The organism is Anaerocolumna chitinilytica (assembly GCF_014218355.1).
Lineage (GTDB): Bacteria > Bacillota > Clostridia > Lachnospirales > Lachnospiraceae > Anaerocolumna > Anaerocolumna chitinilytica.
This window is the reverse complement of record NZ_AP023368.1, coordinates 2688485-2708066: the sequence shown is the minus strand read 5'-3', so window position 1 is coordinate 2708066 and position 19582 is coordinate 2688485. Positions and strand designations below refer to the sequence as shown.

At 37.3% G+C, this 19582-nt stretch carries 15 protein-coding genes and 1 pseudogene; 5 read left to right on the top strand and 11 right to left on the bottom strand.

Annotated features, from left to right (window positions below):
- Positions 1-43: 43 nt before the first annotated feature.
- Positions 44-3262 (bottom strand): ABC transporter permease, encoded by a 3219-nt coding sequence (locus bsdcttw_RS11765; RefSeq protein ID WP_185259548.1) that lies wholly within the window; start codon positions 3260-3262, stop codon positions 44-46.
- A complete protein-coding gene (locus bsdcttw_RS11760; protein WP_185259547.1) occupies positions 3259-3924 on the bottom strand; it encodes an ABC transporter ATP-binding protein in 666 nt (221 codons plus the stop codon). The genes bsdcttw_RS11765 and bsdcttw_RS11760 overlap by 4 nt, the downstream gene beginning before the upstream one ends.
- A gap of 355 nt (positions 3925-4279) precedes the next feature.
- Between bsdcttw_RS11760 and bsdcttw_RS11755 the strand changes: the two genes are divergently transcribed.
- Together bsdcttw_RS11755 and bsdcttw_RS11750 are read left to right on the top strand one after the other, a co-directional pair.
- Positions 4280-5050 carry a GNAT family N-acetyltransferase gene (locus bsdcttw_RS11755; RefSeq protein ID WP_185259546.1) on the top strand — a complete coding sequence of 257 codons (771 nt, stop codon included), beginning with the start codon at positions 4280-4282 and terminating at the stop codon, positions 5048-5050.
- Between the two features lie 86 nt (positions 5051-5136).
- Positions 5137-5852 (top strand): annotated as a pseudogene (locus bsdcttw_RS11750) (NAD-dependent protein deacylase).
- On the opposite strand, the gene bsdcttw_RS11745 reads toward bsdcttw_RS11750, so the two are convergent.
- The gene (locus tag bsdcttw_RS11745) at positions 5841-6554 is read right to left on the bottom strand and encodes a cyclic nucleotide-binding domain-containing protein (protein WP_185259787.1); all 714 of its coding nucleotides are present in this window, start codon (positions 6552-6554) and stop codon (positions 5841-5843) included. The pseudogene bsdcttw_RS11750 and the gene bsdcttw_RS11745 sit on opposite strands and share 12 nt — an antisense overlap.
- A gap of 136 nt (positions 6555-6690) precedes the next feature.
- On the opposite strand from bsdcttw_RS11745, the gene bsdcttw_RS11740 reads away from it, so the two are divergent.
- Positions 6691-7113: a DMT family transporter gene (locus bsdcttw_RS11740; RefSeq protein ID WP_185259545.1), complete on the top strand. Its 423-nt coding sequence runs from the start codon at positions 6691-6693 to the stop codon at positions 7111-7113.
- A gap of 22 nt (positions 7114-7135) precedes the next feature.
- Positions 7136-7594: a DMT family transporter gene (locus bsdcttw_RS11735; RefSeq protein WP_185259544.1), complete on the top strand. Its 459-nt coding sequence runs from the start codon at positions 7136-7138 to the stop codon at positions 7592-7594.
- Positions 7595-7905: 311 nt separating this feature from the next.
- On the opposite strand, the gene bsdcttw_RS11730 is transcribed toward bsdcttw_RS11735, so the two are convergent.
- A complete protein-coding gene (locus bsdcttw_RS11730; RefSeq protein ID WP_185259543.1) occupies positions 7906-9321 on the bottom strand; it encodes a phosphoglucomutase/phosphomannomutase family protein in 1416 nt (471 codons plus the stop codon).
- Between the two features lie 22 nt (positions 9322-9343).
- A complete protein-coding gene (locus tag bsdcttw_RS11725) occupies positions 9344-11734 on the bottom strand; it encodes a GH36-type glycosyl hydrolase domain-containing protein (RefSeq protein ID WP_185259542.1) in 2391 nt (796 codons plus the stop codon).
- Between the two features lie 248 nt (positions 11735-11982).
- On the opposite strand from bsdcttw_RS11725, the gene bsdcttw_RS11720 reads away from it, so the two are divergent.
- A complete protein-coding gene (locus bsdcttw_RS11720; protein ID WP_185259541.1) occupies positions 11983-12339 on the top strand; it encodes a YmaF family protein in 357 nt (118 codons plus the stop codon).
- 75 nt (positions 12340-12414) lie between these two features.
- Here the strand turns inward: bsdcttw_RS11720 and bsdcttw_RS11715 are convergent, their stop codons facing one another.
- The 6 genes from bsdcttw_RS11715 to bsdcttw_RS11690 all read right to left on the bottom strand — a co-directional run bounded on the left by bsdcttw_RS11715 (position 12415) and on the right by bsdcttw_RS11690 (position 19555).
- Positions 12415-13302: a VIT1/CCC1 transporter family protein gene (locus bsdcttw_RS11715; RefSeq protein ID WP_185259540.1), complete on the bottom strand. Its 888-nt coding sequence runs from the start codon at positions 13300-13302 to the stop codon at positions 12415-12417.
- A 220-nt stretch (positions 13303-13522) separates the two neighbouring features.
- Positions 13523-14191: a hypothetical protein gene (locus tag bsdcttw_RS11710; RefSeq protein ID WP_185259539.1), complete on the bottom strand. Its 669-nt coding sequence runs from the start codon at positions 14189-14191 to the stop codon at positions 13523-13525.
- Positions 14192-14433: 242 nt separating this feature from the next.
- Positions 14434-15261 (bottom strand): SDR family NAD(P)-dependent oxidoreductase, encoded by an 828-nt coding sequence (locus bsdcttw_RS11705; protein ID WP_185259538.1) that lies wholly within the window; start codon positions 15259-15261, stop codon positions 14434-14436.
- A 92-nt stretch (positions 15262-15353) separates the two neighbouring features.
- Complete coding sequence (locus bsdcttw_RS11700; protein ID WP_185259537.1) at positions 15354-16466, bottom strand: GerMN domain-containing protein; 1113 nt, start codon at positions 16464-16466, stop codon at positions 15354-15356.
- A 130-nt stretch (positions 16467-16596) separates the two neighbouring features.
- A complete protein-coding gene (locus bsdcttw_RS11695) occupies positions 16597-18678 on the bottom strand; it encodes a DUF6449 domain-containing protein (RefSeq protein ID WP_185259536.1) in 2082 nt (693 codons plus the stop codon).
- Complete coding sequence (locus bsdcttw_RS11690; protein ID WP_185259535.1) at positions 18653-19555, bottom strand: ABC transporter ATP-binding protein; 903 nt, start codon at positions 19553-19555, stop codon at positions 18653-18655. The genes bsdcttw_RS11695 and bsdcttw_RS11690 overlap by 26 nt, the downstream gene beginning before the upstream one ends.
- Between the last annotated feature and the right edge of the window lie 27 nt (positions 19556-19582).

Below are 19582 nucleotides of genomic sequence, written 5' to 3'. Positions count from 1 at the left end.
CAATCCTAAAAGCAAACCGCTTCTTCTACTTCTTGTATCTCTTTTAACCTCTTCCAAGACTCCTGATATTCTCCACCGGATACTGTCTTGCTATTCTCATAGCGGGTATCATCTGTAATACTGTTATGATTGCAATAAATATTACATCTACACCTATATGAAGCCCCCATGGATACTTCCATAGCCTAATTGCTGCAACCTCTCGTAATAATTGTCCTAACCCGCTGTTTCCAATAGTCGATGAAAACACTGTAGTTATAAATAACAGTAAGAATAAAGCTGCATTTGCTGCAATTACGGCAGCTATTCCCTGTAATGCTCCTTGCAGCATATACTGAACGGCAAACTGTTTTTTGTTAACTCCAATAGATTGTAAGATACCAATTCGATTTTTTTCCTGTTCCATCCTGGAAATAGATGTATTATAAAAGGCAATAAAAGCTATGGTAGTAGAGATTAATCCCAACAAAGCTATTACTAAAATATTATTCAATGCTTCTCCTAATATTCTTTCACTGCTTTCTTTATAATTATATAATGTAAAACCATACTGATTAGCAAAAGTAAGCAGTCTTGCATCTAATACCTCAGGATTCTCCTTATCCTCTGCTTTAATATTCCAAAGTGTTTCTCCATAGCTGGAGGGGTAGAGTATCTTCACCATTTCTGCCATCTGATTAATACTCACCTGAAACAGACCGAGCTTTGAATTAGGATAAAGTTTCTCCATACCATCGATAGAGCCAATTACTGTATAACAAGAGGTCAGGTTTGAAAAAGGCCATATTCCCTTTTCAGGGAAATAATGTATTATTCCACCCACTTTAACTGATGTTGTGTTAAAGCCCGGAATTTTACCGCTTTCTGTGATTTTCTCCTTATCAGCTGATAGATAGAGCGTATCTCCCGGTTTTAAGGTGTTATAACTGTCATAGATATTCTTATACCTGCTGTCCAAAGAAGTTTCATAGGCTTTATCTTCCCCAAGCAGCCAGTGAAAACGCTTATCAAGCCCAACAGCTGCTTTTATCTTATCATATCCTGCTATTACTTTTTTTTCTGAAACTTGCTGTTTATATAATGGTACCAGAAGAATTACTTCTTCAGCCTTCTTAAATTGTTCTGTATTTATGCTGCCCTCTGTAATAGCTGAAAAGATAGTTTTTGCTTCCTCTGTGTCCGGATTCAAACCATAATAGTAGGAATAAAAAGCATCCGTAATATACTCCGGCTGATTTGCTGTATCAGAAACATATTTTGCAAAATGTTCGCTCTTTAATTTATCCGGCAGTAATTCATCAAAGGTATTCAATAACGTGTCTTTTTTAATTCCATCATACCAAAATAATAGGTTTTTACCATATTTGTAGCATGAAACACTCTTAACCCCGTTAATTTTTTTCAGTTCTGAATTTATCTCCGGTATCCTCTTTTTATTTTCTCCATATATGGCTTTTAGTGTATAATCCGGTCTTCCCATGTCCACAACTGATTCTTGATATCTGCTAAAAGCGTAATAGGAAAGATATAAAGAAGCTGTCAGAATGCTTATAATAAATAGGGAAATTGCAAAGGATAACAGATTTTTTCCTCTGCTATTCTTCAGATAACGTATAGTGATATGATAAAAGTCCTGTGTAACATAATGTACTGCAGCCTTGGGATTAAACTTTCTATTTCTTTTGCTGGAAACATCTTTTGTATGCTTTTGTTTTTGTTCCATAGTCCCTGTTAAAGGAATATTAACCGCATATATTGCTGGTATTAGTATTCCAAGGAATAATGAAATACTTCCGATTACAATACCCAACAGCAGCAGCTTTAGAGGAATAGCTATTACTAAGCTTTCCTTTCCGGTTAATTTTAATAGGTACAAAATAGCTGAGGAAAGTGCACTTCCGCCAAGAGCTCCAAAAAGCAGTCCTGTTCTCCACAGATAAACCGCTTCCCAAAAGAGTATTCCAAATAACTGTCCTCTGGTTGCCCCAATTGATTTTAGTAAAACCAGCTTTCTGCTTCTTCTACGCAATTGGGTTAAAAATATTTGAAATACCGCGCAGATTGTTGTTATAAAAATAATGCCCAGTATAGATGCAGTAAGTAGAAACTCTGTCGAATTCCCTGACTCCGGATAGGAAAAGCTGTTCTTTCTAAAACTTGCCGTTGAATCTCCTCCTTGAATGATACTGCCCTTTATTAATCCGGTGTCCTCCTGGGAAGCTTCTTGTTTGGGATTTCCATAGTATTTTGAAATTTTCTCCTTCTCGGCATCACTTAGGTTCTTTTTTAGATTAAAGAGCAAGTTATTCGTACCATCTTCTGAAGATTCTGTTTCATCCGCCTTATCCGGATATTCTGCTGCCAGCTTATGAAAAGCCTTACTATTTAACGAACGCAGACGGAAGAAAATATCCAGGGGCATCTGATATTTTTCTACATCCGCATAACCGTTATTATAAAATGCATTCTTAATAGCTGCTCCTGCTTCTTCTGTTACAAAAGCATTCGGTACTGTATGCCCGCCTAAATCCCATTTATCCGAATAGGTATTTAAAATTCCGCATATCGTAAATTCCTTTTGAAGCATAATTTCCTGATGAACCAGAAGTCCCTTTTTCTTTATTGTAGCTGCATCTGATGCACTGCCTTTTTTAAATACATATAGATACTCTGTCGAAACTACTGCATGGATATCATCAAAATCCGCACTTGGATTCTCATGATATCCATATTTTTCGAGATTTCCTCCCTTTATATAAGATTGGTAATACTCCTGCTCCAGTGGTGCTATCTTGGCACTGTTTTCTTCTGTTACATTTATCAGAGAAATCTTAACCTTCTGTCCGATTTTAAGCTCTAAGCCTGCATTACTAAGCTGATTCAATTCAACCAGAATCTCATTATCCTTTTTGGGAAATCGTCCTTGATATAAGGTAAAGCCACTCATATCCTGCAGAGCCTTTGGTAGTGTTCCCACAAATCCAACACTATCTGTGTTTCCTAATATGTAAGTACCGGTTAATTCCTTTATCTCTTTTTCACGGTCAAGTTTCTGATAGCTCTCATCGTTTCCATCTAAGTATGCACCCTGCCAGCTACCATAAAGCTTTTCTCGCTGGGCAGTTTTTGTTTCCTGCATACTTGTTTGGAAGATTAATGCTGCTGCAATAAATGCAAAGGATAATGATACGACCATTTTTAACAACAGCGCATCCTTTTTCCTTCCCTTCATCCCGCTCCTTGCAATCTCTCTTAAATTCATATCACTTCTCCATTACTAATAGTTATTACTCGCTCTGCATTGGCTGCGATTTCCATGTCATGGGTTACCAATATAGTAGTTTGTCCGAATTCCTGCGCTGACTGCTTTAACAGTCTGATTACCTCTTTACCGGTATTTTCATCCAGATTCCCCGTAGGTTCATCTGCTAAAAGAATGGCTGGCTTTGTAGCCAAGGCTCTTGCAATTGCAACTCTTTGCCGTTCTCCTCCTGACAATTCATCCGGATAATAAGGAAGCTTATTCGTAATGTCAAGTGTCCGAAGTATTTTATCCAGATAAAGCCTGTCTTCTTTCTGCTTATCCAAATGGACTGGCATCAGTATATTTTCAAGGACAGTATGCTCTGACAGAAGATTAAATGACTGAAAAACAAAACCTATTCTTCTGCGGCGGAGCAATGCAAGATCCCTTTCCTTTAAGTCAAACATGCTCTGCTCCTCCAGATAGACTTTACCATCTGTGGGTTTATCAAGACCTCCCAGTATATGCAGCAGTGTGCTCTTACCCGAACCGCTCTTCCCGATAATGGCGTGGAACACTCCCTTTTCTATCTCAATATCCGTAGGCTTTAAAGCTTTCATCGCAAGCTCACCTTTTCCATAAACTTTTTCCACCTGCACGGTTTTTAATACAATATCCATTGATAAATACTCCTTCCAATTTGCTCTATTCATAATCTTACATGAATGTAGTTTATCTATCAAGTTACATTTGTCATAATTTACTATTTCTTAATACTTTTGCTTTTTATTTACTTTAGCTTCTTCTATTTACTATTGCTTTTTCTATTTACTTTTTCTTTCTCTATTTACTTTTTCTTTCTCTATTTACTTTTATTTCTATTCAACTTTTGAGATTAACTGGAAGAATATAAACCGGCATGCTATAATAAGCCTGGCGGTATCCCAATTCATGTGCAATTGAAACAACAAAATAAGATTATAATTTAACATACATATAAGTATATTCAAAGATGTGTATCGCAGGAGGAGTATTATGATAAAAATTGAAAAAGAAAAAAGGCATACTATTGCAGCTCTCTATAAAGGTTGGGATGAAACACTTATCTGGTCCTGTCTCCAGGGGTTTATGGGACAGGCTTTTGCCGACCGAGAAGAGAATCCATCCTCTGCCCAAATCATTATAGGGGATTTCTGCTTTTTCTCAGGGATACCTAATATAGAATTAGCAGAAAATATACCTTCCGATTTCCATTCTGATACAATGTTAATGATACCTGGTTCTGAGGCCTGGTCAGAGTTAATTGCAAAGGTTTATCCATTAAATCATGAAAAATTACTGCGATACGCAATAAAAAAAGAGCCCGATGTCTTCAGGCGAGAAAAATTACAGAACTTTACTGATAGTATCCCCTCAGATTACCAGTTAAAATTAATAGATGAATCCTTGTTTCACCTGGCAAAAACAGAAAGCTGGTCCAAAGATTTCTGCTCACTATTTTCTACATACCAGGAATATGAAACCCATGGGCTGGGTGTTATGGCATTACATAAAGGAATCCCTGTATCAGGTGCCTCCTCTTATACCTATTACGACAAAGGAATTGAAATTGAAATAGACACAAGAAATGATTATCGAAGAAAAGGATTAGCATTAGCCTGTGGTGCCAAACTAATATTGGAATGTCTGGACCGAGGTCTCTATCCAAGTTGGGATGCTGTAGATTTACGCTCTGTCGCCTTATCAGAAAAGTTAGGTTACCATATGGATAAAGAATATGTAACGTTTGCAATCACCTTAAGATAAACGGAAGAATCCTATGCTTGGAGGATTGACAATAATATTGAACAGTACAGGAACCTAAAAGGGTTCACTGTAAGAAAAGAGGTAAAATGAACCTAATAGACCAGTTTAAAGATTTTATTAAGACTTCCGACAACATTGTTTTCTTTGGCGGTGCCGGTGTATCACTGAAAGCGGTATTCCAGATTTTCGCAGTGTAGACGGGTTGTACCATTTAAAATATGACTATTCTCCGGAGCAGATACTTAGTCATAGCTTCTTCAATAAAAATACCAAGGCATTTTATGAATTCTATTATGATAAGATGCTATACCCCAAAGCACGACCTAATATAACACACCAAATGCTAGCTCATCTGGAGGACTCCGGAAAGCTAAAAGCTGTCATTACTCAAAATATTGACGGTCTTCATCAAATGGCGGGAAGCCATAATGTAATTGAGCTACACGGCAGTGTCCACCGAAACTATTGCACATCATGCGGACATTCCTATACCTTACAGGAAATACTTGATAAGGCTCCCCTCCCCCGCTGCTCTTGCGGAAGTATTATCAAGCCTGATGTCACACTCTATGAAGAAGCCTTAAAAGAAAACATCATAACTCAGGCAATTGAGGCAATTGCTGCCGCTGATATGTTAATAATAGGCGGAACCTCTCTAAGCGTATATCCGGCTGCCGGTTTTATTCGTTATTATTCCGGCAGCAAGCTGGTACTAATTAACAAATCCTCTACTCCACTGGATTCAGAAGCTGATCTTCTTATCACCGATTCCCTTGGTGAAGTTATGGGCTCACTTATATAAATCTGCTGACAGCTCTTGTAAAGTCCTTTCTTCTGTGACAAAATAAGAGCTGCCTTCTTTTATTAAAATTTTTCTATCGCATAGGTCTGAAAGAGTTCTATGAAGATGTCTGTAGCTTGTGCCAAGAAGTTCAGCAATCTCCGTTAGATTCTCATCAAAGCAGATAATTGTTTTTATCCCTTTACTATCCTCTTGCTTCGTGTTAATTCTCTCCCCTGCTGTATAAATGTAGCTTGCTAACCGGTTCTCCAAAGGATAAAGCAGATTAATGGAACTGTTCTTTGAACAGCGATTTAACTTACCTCCCAATGAGGAGCAAATGTAGCGCAGGAACTTGGCATCTTCTAGCAGAAACCTTCTTACGTTACGATAAGATATTCCAATACAACAAGTATCTGCTATTGCCTGTACATTGGTAACTGCTTTTACAGAATCTACTGCTTCCAGATCCCCCAGCACCTTAAATCCCTGATAGAAACACAGAAGAAGAGATTTTCCATTACTCAAAGAGGTGAAAACCTTTGCTTTCCCTTCTGTTAAAAATAACAGATAGGGGATTTCCTCTCCTTCTTTAACCATAAATTCATTCTTTTTATATAGAAGCAATTCCATGTAAGGAGTCATGTCTTCTGTAAATATATTATTCATCTTATATCGTCTGACATAATCCATCATTTTTTCCGTATCATTCTGCTTTAGCATCTTAAGCTCCTCCTTTTGTTTTACCATGCTTTATTTTTATTAGTATGACATATGTCCTACTTCTTATCAATTATTTTATGCTATAGTTAAAAAAGTAATTCGATAATGATGATTAATTTGAAACTTAGGAGGATGTATGAACTATATTATTTCATTGATTGTAGGGGCCATTACTTCTATCATGATTTTCTTTAACGGCAGCTTATCCGACGGCTATGGGAATCCATTATCCACTGTACTTATACACTTATCAGGGTTAATTGCAATTCTGATTATTATGCTCTTAACTCATTCCAGAATGAAGCTGCCTAAAGGTCTCCCTCTTTATTTATACAGTGCCGGTTTTATCGGTATTGGAACCGTTATGCTCACCAATATAGCTTATCTCAAGCTTGGTGTATCCTTATCCCTTGCACTTGGACTTCTTGGACAAACAATTTTTTCTCTACTGACGGACCATTTCGGACTGCTTGGAATGAAAACGATAAAGGTTAATCCCAAGAAATTATTTGGCCTGGGGATTATCGGAATTGGTATCTGTATTATGGCATTTCAATAAGTTTATCTGAAAGGAGATTAGTATGCTGTTTCTTTATTCCATTTTATCAATTATAGCAGGTGCAACCGTAGTACTGGGCAGAATTCTCAACGCAAAGCTTGCAGAAAAAATAGGTACTGTTCAGGCTACTGTTATTAATTATGTTGTTGGGATCTTCTTTTCAATCATATTTCTGGTGCTTTTAAACAGAGGCTTAACATTTACTGCTCCTTCCCATTCTATTCCCTTATGGGCATATTTTGGAGGTATACTTGGAGTTGCCATTATAATGATTTCCAATTATACCACACCTAGGGTTCCAGCTTTTTACCTTACCCTTTTAGTATTCTTAGGCCAGCTGGCTGTCGGCATTCTAATTGATTGGCTCGTATCAAAAGATTTTTCGCCTTATAAACTGGTAGGAAGCCTCTTTGTCGTAGCTGGTTTTACTTATAATCTACTGTTGGATAAAAAGAAAGCAAAAACAAACACAGAACACTAATGGTCTAGATACGCGTTGTTATTTCAAGCCGCAAAAGAGCAGTTCCACTTTTTAATGACTGAATATACATCAGTGCATTTTAAGTAAACTGCTCTTTTTATTATCAGCGGCTGTTGCAAAATAGCATAATAAACTCTAGAACAGGGCTGGGTGTATAATAATACATTTCGCGTCGACTGGCCGAGCTCTTCTTGTGATGCGGAGCGTTTTGAACGAGCGAGGGAAAAGCAGCCAAATGTATTATTATACACCGAACCCTCTCAAAAGAGTAAATTAGCTATTTTACAACAGCCCCTTCATATTTAGAGTTATTATTGTAATTGAAGGAAATCTTCTACCACTTCGCACACCAGTTTTGCCTGGCCTGACTTTGGCATCTCACAGAATATACGAAGCAGCGGTTCTGTCCCGGAGAATCTGATTATTATCCATCCCCCGTTGGTAAAGTAAACCTTACAGCCATCAAGATAGGAAACCTTCTCCACATCAAAAGGCAGGTGAGGTAATTGACGCTCTATCATAAGTGTATGATAGATGTCCTCCTTCTTCTCCTGACTGAACTTATAATCTTTCTCTTCCAGATAAATAGTACCGTATTCATCTTCTATTTCTTTCGCAATTTCAGATAACTTCTTACCGGTAATGCAAATCATTTCTACCAAAAGAGCCGCAGCATAGATACCATCCTTACCATTAATATGTCCCTTTACAGTAAGTCCTCCGGAAGATTCTCCTCCTATAATTGCATCCATTTCATTCATCTTAGCAGAGATGTATTTAAATCCGACAGGTACCTCATAACATTTTTCACCAAAACTTTCTGCTACACGATCAAGCATATGAGTTGTTGCAAGATTTCTGACCGCAGGCCCTCTCCAGCCTTTATACTTTAACAAATAATAGTAAAGCAGTACTAAGATATCATTTGGATGAAGGAATTTACCTGTATCGTCTATGATTCCGATTCGGTCGGCATCTCCGTCAGTTGCAATTCCAATATCCGCATATCTATCCAGAACGTTATTTTGAAGACTTCTTAAAGTCTGTGCAGACGGAGATGGAAGTTTTCCTCCGAAAAGTGTATCATGCCTCTCATGAATTGTACTGACATCACATCTTGCAGTTAAGAGAATCGTCTTTAATGAGGTTTCACTTACACCGTACATAGGGTCCAGCACAACCTTCAACCCCCTGTTTCGTATTGCCTGCATATCCACGGTATTAATAATATTATCCAAATATTCATTTAAAGGATTGATTTCCATGATTAAATCGGCTTTGATAGCAGCTTCATAATCCATGGGACAAATCTTTTCATCTGCAATTCCATCTATATATTTTTCAATATCAGCTGTTTGCAACTCATCGGCATCGCGTCCGCCATAGGTGAATACTTTGATGCCGTTATAAATAGCAGGATTATGGCTGGCAGTAATCATCATACCATAATGAAAGTCATGTACCATACAGTAATACATAATTAAAGGTGTTGGTGATGACCGGTTAATAAGGAATGCTTTTATACCTTCTCCCGCAAAAACTTCCGCTGCCCAACGCATGGCTTCTTTGGAAAGAAATCTTCTGTCATAGCCGATTACAATACCATCTTCACTTACAGCCTCTGCCTTCATTTTTGCAACCATAGCCTTTGCAAGTATCTGTATGTTTGCTTTGGTGAAATCCTCTCCGATTACGGCTCTCCATCCACCTGTACCAAACTTTATCATAGTCTTTCTCCTCTCTGTAAGCCTAACCCATAATTACTGTAATCTGAGTCTCGCTTCCCCTATTCTGCACCGGTATTCTATCAACCCTTTCACCATTTAACAGAATTTCTTTTACACCTTTCATTACACCATTAGGATTCTTCACGATAATATTGTATTTTGCACCTCTCCACTCTCTTTGCACCTCAAATTCCTTCCAATCTGCCGGAATACAAGGGTCAACAATCAGTGAATCAAAGTCCGGTCTGATTCCAAGCATATATCTTGTGGCAGAAAAATATGCCCAGCCGCCGGTTCCTGTCATAAAAGGATGCCTTGCTCTGCCAAATGCAGTATGGTCTCTGCCTACAATAAATTGACAATAGGAATAAGGTTCAGCCTCTCTCGTTTCTATCATATCATTCTGGTTATAAGGTGATAAGGCGTCATAAAACTTCATTGCACGGTCTCCTCTGCCAAGCTTACACTCAGCAGCCCAGGCCCATGGATTGGGATGACTGAAGATAGCCCCATTTTCCTTTAATCCCGGGTATACTCTGGTAACAAAGCCAATGTCTTCATCGGGAATTGTATAGGAAGGTCCGTTTAACATAATTCCGTAAGGCGTATAAAGGTATTTCTCAATTGAATCCATAGCTCTCTTTCCCTTTTCATCATCAGCCGCACCGGAAAGCACTGCCCAAGCGTTGGATTCCAGATGGATCTTACCCTCTTTATCTTCGCTGGTACCAATCTTTTTACCGTTCTTTGTAATACCTCTGATATACCATTCCTTATCCCAAAGCACATCATCACAGGCTTTCTTTACCTGTGCCCTCATATCTGTATATTTCTCAATATCCTCTGACCTCTTAAAGAATGCTGCCGCTTCCAGGAAATTACCCAAAGCCCAGTAATGCAGGAAAGATACCATAGCACTTTCACCGCCGCCAAGATTTAAGCAGTCATTCCAATCAGCTCTAAGACCTTTGCATATACCGGATGCTCCAATCTGCTCATGGGAGAAATCAAGAATCTTTTTCATGTGTTCATAGACACTGCCCTCTCCGCCATCTGCATATGTAATTACTTCGTTTAAGAAATCATATTCACCTGTTTCCTTAACAAACTCAACAATGGAACTTACAAGCCATAATGCATCATCCGAGCAGGCATCCTTCAGTCCATGAATCATGTCATTCTTGTTGGGAGTCGGAACTACTGTCGGTGATTTAAAGGGTTTTGCTGAATTATCCGGATCAAACCATTCCGGCTGAAATAAGTGCAGCCCATACCCGCTGGATACCAGACCTCGCAGCAGTTCCACCAATCGTTGGCGGCACTTTGCCGGGTTAGAGTGAGGTACTGTCATTGCATCCTGTGCGGTATCCCTGTAACCTAGTCCAGTTCTACCACCTACTTCGATAAAGGAAGCAAAACGTGAGAACATGACATTAATTTCTGCCTGATACAATGTCCAAATATTAATAAGAGTGTTCATTCCTTCATTAGGAGTCTTTATCTGAAGCTTCTCTCTCTTTTCTTCCCAATAGCTTCCTAATGCTTCAAACTCTTTATCCACTACAGCGAAATCAGAATATTTTTCTCTCATTGCACGCCCAGCTTCTCTATTGCCTTCCCCTAGAAGGAAGATTAGCCTGGTTTTCTCGCCGGGCTTTAATACTAATTTCTTGTGAAGTGTTCCGCAATGATTGCCGCCTTTTTCAAAGCTTCCTTCACAATATCCTCTCTCAACTGCAATTGGATTGGTCTCCGTACGATACAAGCCAATAAATTTATCTCTTAAGCAATCAAATCCATCGGGTTCAAAATTAGAGGTAAAATACTGATAACCAAATTCCTCATAGAACAAATCATGCTCAATAATACCATCCTCATAGGAAGAACCCGCTGCATAATTGCTCATCTGATAGTTGCGGTTATCCATATCAATATGATGATAGGAGAATTCAAGATAGGAAAAAGCACTGAGCTCCTTCACTTCACCTGTTGTATTCTCAATTGTTACATCCCAAATTTCTACGCTGTCCTCTAAAGGAATGAACAGCTTCTGCTCTGCTTTTATTCCCTGATACTCACACCCATACTTGGTATAAGATAAACCATGGCGGCAAGTATAGGACGCTTCTGTTAAAGGTTTTCCTACCGGCTGCCAGGATATACTAAAATAATCACCTGTTTTATCATCTCTTAAATATACATAATGACCCGGTCTGTCCATAGGAACACTATTAGCTCGGAAACGAGTTATTCTATGGTACTCCGGTGTCTTGTAGAACATGTACCCCCCTGCTGTATGATTTACAACCGCACACAAATCCTTTACCCCTAAGTAATTTGTCCACGATGTGGGCAGGTCAAGCTTTTCTATAACATATTCTTTGTTTTCATTATCAAAATAGCCATACCTCATATGTAATTATACCTCCTGTTTTTCATTACTTATCATTATATTCTATGCTGTCATAAATAGGTATTGTCAGGAGTGCGAATATTTGTTTTTATTTGTCTATCGAATGAGGTGATTATCGGGACATCTTTTATTAATATAAAATTAGGTTAAATTCTTGACTTTTTCGGCATATTTCGTCACATTTGTGACTTATTAGCATAATATATATTGGACTTCATCAATCCATACAATAATTGGAGGTATTCATTATGAGTTATGAAAATTCATGCTATAACCATGAGCAGAGACACAACCACGAAATACAAGGTTCCGTTGAAATAGCAGAGCCTCAGGAAGAGCCTCATAACCATAGATTTGCTACAGTATCCGGCGAAGCTATACCCTATGGTCAAGGGAACCATTATCATGATGTTGCTTTTCATACAGACTTTTACGAAGATCATTTTCATGAATTCTGCGGCAGAACTTCAGGTGCAATACCCGTTGGCGGAAACAGACATGTTCATTTCTTAGAATCCGTAACATCTGTAAATGACGGACACAGACATGAATTTAGAGTTGCCACTCTTATAGAAGACCCTATAGGCGAGAGATGTAGTAAGTAAGTAAAAAAATTCCCCGGCTTAAGCCGGGGTTATAAAAATTCAAAACTTAGTCAAGCTTAAACTCTCCTTAGTTCTTTATACATCGACGCCCAGAAATTTCTTGACCAGGAGTCCAATGAGGAAAGAAGCTGCTGCTACTGAAAGACTAATAAAGCTCATTTCCAAGAATTTTTGTTTAAAAGAAATGGATCTGGCAACCGCAATATAATAATTAAAAGCTGCAATGATCAGAATAACCGCTGCTAACATAATAAGTAGAGCTGTTACATAATCCTTATCAGGTAACAGCAAATAGGGCATGATTAGTATTACTACCGTGACTAGATAAGCTGCACCGGTGTAAAGGGAGGATTTCATAGCATTCTTACCATCCTCATGCTTTACAGACAGGTATTCTGACGAGGCCATAGAAAGTGTAGCTGCTATACCCGTTATCAACCCTGCTAAAGATATCAAGCGGTTGCTTTGCATGGCAAAGGTCCAGCCAGCTAAACTTCCTGAAAATTCCACTAAGGCATCATTAAGACCTAGTACCATAGAGCCTGCATATTTAAGCTTTTCCTCATCAATCATGTCGATTAGTTCACTCTCATGCTCAACTTCATCTTGAAGTAAAATGTTAATATCAGGAATTTTTTCGTTAAGCTCTTTCTCAATCTTACCGCCGAATATACTCTTGAATTCTATCAGTGAATTCTCCATTTTCTTGATAATAAAGGTGTAACCTAATATCCTAGCTAAAAATACATACCAATAAACAGTAAACATATTAGGTTTCACATCACACTTTGTATATTGCTTCCATATCTCATAGTGTTTCCTCTCTTCACTTGCGATTTTATGCAATACTTCCCGGTCTTTTTTTTGCTTCACAAATCTTGCAATCTTTATATAAACATAGTATTCAAGTATTTCATCCGCTTGAAACTTCTTTACTGTTTTCATAAAATCAAAGCTTTTCATATTCTACCCCTTTCTTCGTTTATTCCCATATCTTTTTTATAATCAAACGGTCAATTAATTATTTCAGATATCTAAAGTCTTATACACTAATCTTACTTTATACATTTAATTGTACTCAATTTTATTGGGTTGTCAATAACATTTATGGGCAGAAAAAAGGTATCCAAAGTTTTACATTCTTTGGATACCTGTAAAATATGATTCGTTAACTCATAATAATTTATTTCGCTCTGGCAACCTTTTTCGTTGCTGCAAAGATACCGCCTGAGCTTATCAATGCTGCAATGCAGATATAAAGTATTGTAGTAGATTCACCTGTCTTAGGAGTTGCTGCTGCATCAGTTGCTTTATCAGTTGTTGCTGTGGTAGCCGTATCAGCTGCTTTTGTATCTGTAACAGTTGCTGTGTCAGCTGCTGCCAGTGTTGAAGCTGCATCATCGGATAAGAATACCTCTTTTACGGTGTATACGCTGGAACCACCATCAAGACCCATTAAGTTAACCCAGCCAATGGTAGTAATACCCTGATCTTTAACGGGTAAAACAACATCCTGATATTCTTCTGTAAGAGTTACCCCTAAGTCGGAAAGATTGAAAGTATATGTATCAGAAACTGCTATCTGAGCTTTTGCTGTATCACCTGTTGCTTTTACAATTACATGCAAATATGGAGCACTTACCTCAGCATCACCCATATTTAACTGAGTCCAGTTACCAGGTCCCTGAATAGTTCCGTCAACAGCCTCTCCTGCATTAACAAAACCTCCGGTAGGGAATTCCCCATCCTTCATAAGTTCTGTTGTGGCAGCAGATACCTTAAATGACATTGCCATAAATAACCCCAGTACTACCATCATAGCTGCTGTACCTTTTTTCAAAAGCTTTTTCATGAAATACATCCTCCTGTTTAATAATATTATAGTTTTACGTTAAACCTACTATAGTTTCGTGTGTTACATGTTTATTGTATATATCGCATAGATTTAACGTTCAACCTTATGCTATCATTTGTGGTTAATTATGTCAATAGATTTTTCCTTAATTTTGAATTTATTTAAATCGTATTATATCAAATTAATTTTTGATATATATTAAACATATTGTACAATCTCATCTCTTATATTTCCGTATTCTACTCTTTTGCGGGCTGTCCTTCAGCAGGCTGTCCATCAGCAGGCTGTCCTTCTCTTAATTTTGATTGAATCTGATCTATCATAGCAAGCACCACTCCTCTAGGGGCTAATTTCGTGCTGATTACCAGCATTTTATTGAATAGTCCCTCTACCGCAACAGGTTTTCCTTTCATTAGAGCCTTATACCCATATAGTGCAACCTTCTTTGCATCTGTCACCTTTAAGGAATGAAACAGTCTTGAGTTAATAAGCCCTGCTGTACGTTCAAAGTTAGTACTTGTGGGACCGGGGCAAAGAGCTGTTACTGTTACATTACATCCTTTTAATTCTTTTGATATAGCCTGTGAAAAAGACAGTACAGCTGCTTTTGAAGCATAGTATACCGACATATTAGGTCCTGGTAAAAAGGCAGCTGTAGAAGCGAGGTTTAATACTTTGCCATATCCTTGCTTTATCATATTCGGTAAAAAGAGTTTCGTCATATGCATAAGTGCAGTAACATTTAGTTGAATCATAAGATACTGTTTTTCCCATTCAGAGTGTGCAAACTCCTTATAATCACCAAACCCAGCATTATTTACTAATATGTCTATCCGCCTTCCCTCTAGTTCCTGAAATATCTCTTCCGGTGCCTCTTTACAGGTTAAGTCCTTTTCTATCGTTGTTACTTCTATTTTGTATTTCTTACAAAGTTTTTTCCCCAACTCTTCTAGTAATGCTTTACTTCTTGCTACCAATACAAGGTCATATCCCTGCCTTGCAAAAATAATTGCCAACTCTCGTCCGATTCCTTTAGACGCTCCTGTGATTAAAGCTGTTCTCCTCATATCCCGTTCCTTTCAATATGGATAAAGTATTTATGAATTCCTATTTTTTATTGTTTTGTATATCTCATAAAACATGACTTTGCACCGCTTTATTACTTGCTTACTTTAAGTGTTTCACCCTTTTTTAGAATAATATGTCCTGATTCATAAGGTTTCTGATTAACAGTAAGATACACTTCCTTCGCTCCATAATAACCGCCTAACGTATCTGTGATTCCTTGCAGAAGCATTTGTTCAAACCCTGCACCTGCATTCATATCACTGATAAGATCTTTTGAGAAGTCAGCATAAACAATACCATCTGAACCTTCGTATAAGGAATTGAGACTGGTCCCTACACTGATTAATCCCTGCTTTCCCTCATGTTTTTCTCTTAGCAATTCCTGCACTTTAAGGCGAGTTATATCATTCGTATTAAATTTTATAGTTTTGGCCTCTTTTAACATTTTTTCATCTTCGTTTGGATAATATAATGTAAGATTTTGAATCAGAGGAGTATCTTTTATTTCCTTCAAAGTTGAAGTAACTGTCATTCCATTTGTTGTATACTCCCTCTTAACAAGTCCAAGTTCCTTAGCATAATACTCCTTGGTTTTACCTTCTTTTTCGTCAGTGGTAACTTCAATTGTTTTATATTTTCCAATGGGAATGGAGATTTCCTTTTCCGTGTCTGATATATATCGCTTTCTTCCGTCTGACAGAGTCCACTCAGTACCTTTTTTGATAGGTTCTTTTAATAAAACTTCAGGTTCTTCAACACTGTTATATTTCAACAGGTTATCCCTATAATAACATTCTTCCTTGCTTACAATAATAGAAATTCCGTTGTTATTTCCTTCCAATACCTGAACAGTCTGTGTTCCGCCGTTGTCTAATCTGAGCTGGATTCTACCGCTGTCCTTGTCCTGATAATCTGCATAACTCCAAAAACTTGCATACTCATTTCCTTTTCCTTCATAAAGATACTGCTTGTTCTCCCTGTACGGGAAGTAATCCAGGACATGCTCCGTATTTTCGTTATCTGAACTTACAGTCGGAGTTGCAGTTTCTGTAGGAGTTACAGTTTCTGCAGTAGTTACGGATGGTGTCACCGTTTCAGAGATTTCTCCTCCCGGTTTTGAATTATTTTTGTCATCCTTATCAGTACAAGATATTAGAGTCAACATTGCAAGTCCAAGCAGTAAAACCAATACAATCTTTTTCATATCAATCCCTTACCCTGTTTCATGTCCTTTCTACAATATTTATCGATATAATAATAGAGCGGAGAACTTATGCCTCCACTCTAATATTATACCATATTCTTTAATTTTAAACACATTTAGGAAAAATACTCTATTTCGATTCGTAATTTAAGTCTTTTAGAACAAAATCCGGAATATTTCCCTTTGAAAAATAATACAAATCCGACCTTTCATTGCCGTAATTGTCAGTATCATATATGACGCTGACTGCTATATCATAATTAGGCTTTAGAACTGTACTGAAATCATTGCAATACTCCGCAGGCAATGCTGTTTTCAGGATTTGATCAATTTTCTCTTTATCGGTATAATCAACTGCTTTATTTTCATTTGCAATGCTATCACTTTTTATAACTTGCATTCCTCTCTTTTCATAGACGGTATCATTATATTGTAATGATACATTAATCTTTTTTATATCTGCTGCCATTAATGGATTATCGGTGTTAAGCCCATGAGCAGAAAGAAATTCTCTGGTTTTCGTAAATTTCGGAAATACATCATAATTAAACTCATTACTGTTAATTAATATAAATCGAATCGTTGCAACAGGCTTACTCATTTTAACATCATCAATAGTCAGCCCTTTTAATTCTTCTTTATAAATGGTTAACAGCTCCTCTTTCTCAGCTTCCGTTAAAGTAAGCACTTTCTCAGTTTTGTCACTAGACACAGAAACAGAGGTAACATACTTTGTCGCCCACTTATAGATTGGGTAATAGCCTTCCTTATAATCACTGCTGCTATAAACCTGGTCTAATAAGGTTAAGTCCTTATCCTCCACTGCCATATAATTTCGCAATACTGTCCTACCATTTTTAAGATGGAATGCAACTGTACAGCCATAATCCCCTGCTGTATTATTCTTTTTCGCTTCCATAATTCCCAGCTTTGCTATATCATAAGCGGTATTAATATCTTTCAGTCTCATATATTTTTGTTGATATTCAAAGGTGGAATTATAGATAAAATCCGTTCCGGTTTTACTGACTTCCATGTAATTCTTGTTATCATCCAGCCCCGGTACATAAATGCTCATAGAAACAACTTTATCTTTAGCCGGTATATAAGAATCATAAGAAATAAGGTCAAAGCGGAACAAACACACGATGATTACCATAGCAAAAGCAGTTACTGCAAGACCTTTACGGTGTGCAAAAGCCTTCTTTAGATCAAATTGATGAATGATTTCAATAATAGCGCTTGCTATCACAAAGATTAAAATTAATCCGAATATCATCCAAACATCCTTATGAAGATGAGCAGTTTCCCTGAACAATAGCCCTCCTCCAAGTGATAATGGAAGGACAAGCAAGAACTTTATGAAAGGCTTTGCTATATTAAAGGCAATAGCCTTTCCTGCTGCTTCCGACGGCCGTTTTTTATAAAGCAGTACCGATAATACCATTATCAAAATAATAACAATTGCTGTCAAAGCGATGCTTTTACCCATTCCATTGAATTCACCATTTTTTATAAGGGTTGAATTCTTCACATATTTTCCGATGGGTGATAAAAACAAAAACAATTTATCATCACTTGAAGTATTAAAATAAGTCTGAAAAAATGCTCTGCAATACAAATCTTTTATGATCATTACCAATGGACCATAGGAATAGAAGACACCAGTTAATAAAAGGCTTATAACCCCATTACCCGTAAGTACAACTGCAAGCACAGACAAGGTATATAATAAAATAAAATATAACAGGTTAATTCCCAAGGCCTCAAACCCTATCACCGCCACATTTGCTTTTAAGTATCCAGCTGAAACAAGTACCACAAAATTTAAAAGCATGCTTATAAGATAAGGAATCAAATAAAGTAAGATACCATCTACATAATTTACGGCAAAAAGAACTTCTCTTCTAACTGGCACTCCATGATAAAAGTCTACTTTTTTTCTGGAATGCAGATAGAAAAATCCGCTGCTGGCACAAATTAGTGCTCCTGTAATAGAAATAATAAAATGAAAAGCAAAACCTGGTCCAATTGTTGATGTAATCTGTGATATGGTATACTGCATCTGTGCATCACTAACCAATCCCTCCAGCACCAGAGCAAGCAGAACAGGTCCAAAGAGGAAGAAGATCAGCATGGAAAGAGCTGCTACCCACAGCCGCCTTTTCAAATCTTCTTTTTGAAGCTTAAAAAATAAGTTTCTTGATATCATAACCTGCCACCTCCGTTTCGCTGATAAAAATCTCCTCTAAGGATAAAGGTAGAACTTCTGAGAATACAGGATTAAGTCGGTCTATTTTAGCTATTATTTCTTCCCTGTTGCCTCTTAAGGTTATTGTAAAGAGAGAACCTCTTTTTTCAACCTTAAGAATCTCCTTTTCACCAAATATCTCATTTAGATTAGCTTCTTCCTTGAATACACATTGAATCTTGTGAATACTTAGTTTCATATCAAATAGGTCTTTTGAAAGCAGAATTCCACCTCTATGCAATAATCCTACATGGTCACAGATATCCTCAAGTTCCCTAAGATTATGAGATGCGATAATCGGTGTTAACCCTCTTTCTGCAATTTCTTTCGCAAATAAGCTTTTTACGGCCTGACGCATTACCGGGTCAAGTCCGTCAAAAGTTTCATCGCATAGAAGATACTTTGTATTTGCACAGATTCCTAAGATTACTGTAAGCTGTTTTTTCATGCCCTTTGAGTAAGTATTTATTTTTCTTTTGCTGTCAAGCCCAAATTGCCTCATCATTTCATCAAATCGGATCGCATCAAAACCATTATAAATAACTTTGTAGTAATTTTTTAAATCGATTGGAGTACTATTACTGAAAAAATAACTCTCATCTGAAATATAAAATATTAGTTTTTTTACTTCTGTATTCTCATAAACCGGATAGCCATCAATTTTTATGAAACCTTCGTCCGGCTTAATAACACCTGAAACCATACGTAAGAAAGTACTTTTACCTGCCCCATTGGTTCCAACAAGGCCAAAAACTTCTCCTTCTTTGATAACAGCAGTAATATCATCAACCGCCTTAATGCTATCAAAATACTTTGTCAAGTTCTGTACTTCTATCATATATACCAATCCTTTCTAATACCTGCT

Coding starts and splice junctions, on each gene's coding strand:
- bsdcttw_RS11765 (WP_185259548.1), bottom strand. CDS start 3,262: ATGAATTTAAGAGAGATTGCAAGGAGCGGGATGAAGGGAAGGAAAAAG.
- bsdcttw_RS11760 (WP_185259547.1), bottom strand. CDS start 3,924: ATGGATATTGTATTAAAAACCGTGCAGGTGGAAAAAGTTTATGGAAAA.
- bsdcttw_RS11755 (WP_185259546.1), top strand. CDS start 4,280: ATGATAAAAATTGAAAAAGAAAAAAGGCATACTATTGCAGCTCTCTAT.
- bsdcttw_RS11745 (WP_185259787.1), bottom strand. CDS start 6,554: ATGCTAAAGCAGAATGATACGGAAAAAATGATGGATTATGTCAGACGA.
- bsdcttw_RS11740 (WP_185259545.1), top strand. CDS start 6,691: ATGAACTATATTATTTCATTGATTGTAGGGGCCATTACTTCTATCATG.
- bsdcttw_RS11735 (WP_185259544.1), top strand. CDS start 7,136: ATGCTGTTTCTTTATTCCATTTTATCAATTATAGCAGGTGCAACCGTA.
- bsdcttw_RS11730 (WP_185259543.1), bottom strand. CDS start 9,321: ATGATAAAGTTTGGTACAGGTGGATGGAGAGCCGTAATCGGAGAGGAT.
- bsdcttw_RS11725 (WP_185259542.1), bottom strand. CDS start 11,734: ATGAGGTATGGCTATTTTGATAATGAAAACAAAGAATATGTTATAGAA.
- bsdcttw_RS11720 (WP_185259541.1), top strand. CDS start 11,983: ATGAGTTATGAAAATTCATGCTATAACCATGAGCAGAGACACAACCAC.
- bsdcttw_RS11715 (WP_185259540.1), bottom strand. CDS start 13,302: ATGAAAAGCTTTGATTTTATGAAAACAGTAAAGAAGTTTCAAGCGGAT.
- bsdcttw_RS11710 (WP_185259539.1), bottom strand. CDS start 14,191: ATGAAAAAGCTTTTGAAAAAAGGTACAGCAGCTATGATGGTAGTACTG.
- bsdcttw_RS11705 (WP_185259538.1), bottom strand. CDS start 15,261: ATGAGGAGAACAGCTTTAATCACAGGAGCGTCTAAAGGAATCGGACGA.
- bsdcttw_RS11700 (WP_185259537.1), bottom strand. CDS start 16,466: ATGAAAAAGATTGTATTGGTTTTACTGCTTGGACTTGCAATGTTGACT.
- bsdcttw_RS11695 (WP_185259536.1), bottom strand. CDS start 18,678: ATGATATCAAGAAACTTATTTTTTAAGCTTCAAAAAGAAGATTTGAAA.
- bsdcttw_RS11690 (WP_185259535.1), bottom strand. CDS start 19,555: ATGATAGAAGTACAGAACTTGACAAAGTATTTTGATAGCATTAAGGCG.